The following is a 1,423-nucleotide window of genomic DNA, read 5'->3' on the forward strand; positions in this document are numbered from 1 at the left end:
TGTTGTCTTGTCACTCTTACAACACCATGCTTCTTACGAAGACATTTGGGCGTTGTATGGTTAAGCCTCACGGGCAATTAGTACAGGTTAGCTTAACGCCTCACAACGCTTCCACATCCTGCCTATCTACGTCGTAGTCTTCAACAACCCTTTAGGACAGTTAAACTGTCAGGGATGACTCATCTTGGGGCTCGCTTCCCGCTTAGATGCTTTCAGCGGTTATCGATTCCGAACGTAGCTACCGGGCAATGCCATTGGCATGACAACCCGAACACCAGCGGTTCGTCCACTCCGGTCCTCTCGTACTAGGAGCAGCTCCCCTCAATCATCCAACGCCCACACCAGATAGGGACCGAACTGTCTCACGACGTTCTAAACCCAGCTCGCGTACCACTTTAAATGGCGAACAGCCATACCCTTGGGACCGACTTCAGCCCCAGGATGTGATGAGCCGACATCGAGGTGCCAAACACCGCCGTCGATATGAACTCTTGGGCGGTATCAGCCTGTTATCCCCGGAGTACCTTTTATCCGTTGAGCGATGGCCCTTCCATACAGAACCACCGGATCACTATGACCTACTTTCGTACCTGCTCGACGTGTCTGTCTCGCAGTTAAGCTAGCTTATGCCATTGCACTAACCTCACGATGTCCGACCGTGATTAGCTAACCTTCGTGCTCCTCCGTTACTCTTTGGGAGGAGACCGCCCCAGTCAAACTACCCACCAGACACTGTCCACAATCCCGATAAGGGACCAATGTTAGAACATCAAATATACAAGGGTGGTATTTCAAAGGCGGCTCCACACAATCTAGCGACTGTGCTTCAAAGCCTCCCACCTATTCTACACATGTAGATTCAATGTTCAGTGCCAAGCTGTAGTAAAGGTTCACGGGGTCTTTCCGTCTAGGTGCGGGTACACAGCATCTTCACTGCGATTTCAATTTCACTGAGTCTCGGGTGGAGACAGCGTGGCCATGATTACGCCATTCGTGCAGGTCGGAACTTACCCGACAAGGAATTTCGCTACCTTAGGACCGTTATAGTTACGGCCGCCGTTTACCGGGGCTTCGATCAAGAGCTTCGCTTGCGCTAACCCCATCAATTAACCTTCCGGCACCGGGCAGGCGTCACACCGTATACGTCATCTTTCGATTTAGCACAGTGCTGTGTTTTTAATAAACAGTTCCAGCCACCTTTTCACTGCGGCCCTCGTTCGCTTAGGAAGCAAGTTCCATCACAAACAAGGGCGTACCTTCTCCCGAAGTTACGGTACGATTTTGCCGAGTTCCTTCACCCGAGTTCTCTCAAGCGCCTTAGTATTCTCTACCTGACCACCTGTGTCGGTTTGGGGTACGGTTCGATATACCATAAGTTTAGAGGATTTTCCTGGAAGCATGGCATCAACAACTTCGTCACCTT

Annotated in this window: 1 rRNA gene; it reads right to left on the minus strand. The window is 50.9% G+C overall.

The features are described from left to right. Positions 1-56: 56 nt before the first annotated feature. Positions 57-1,423 (minus strand): 23S ribosomal RNA (locus Q4567_RS22170); the annotation flags it as partial.

Source organism: Aliiglaciecola sp. 2_MG-2023 (assembly GCF_030548145.1).
Classification (GTDB): Bacteria; Pseudomonadota; Gammaproteobacteria; order Enterobacterales; family Alteromonadaceae; genus Aliiglaciecola; species Aliiglaciecola lipolytica_A.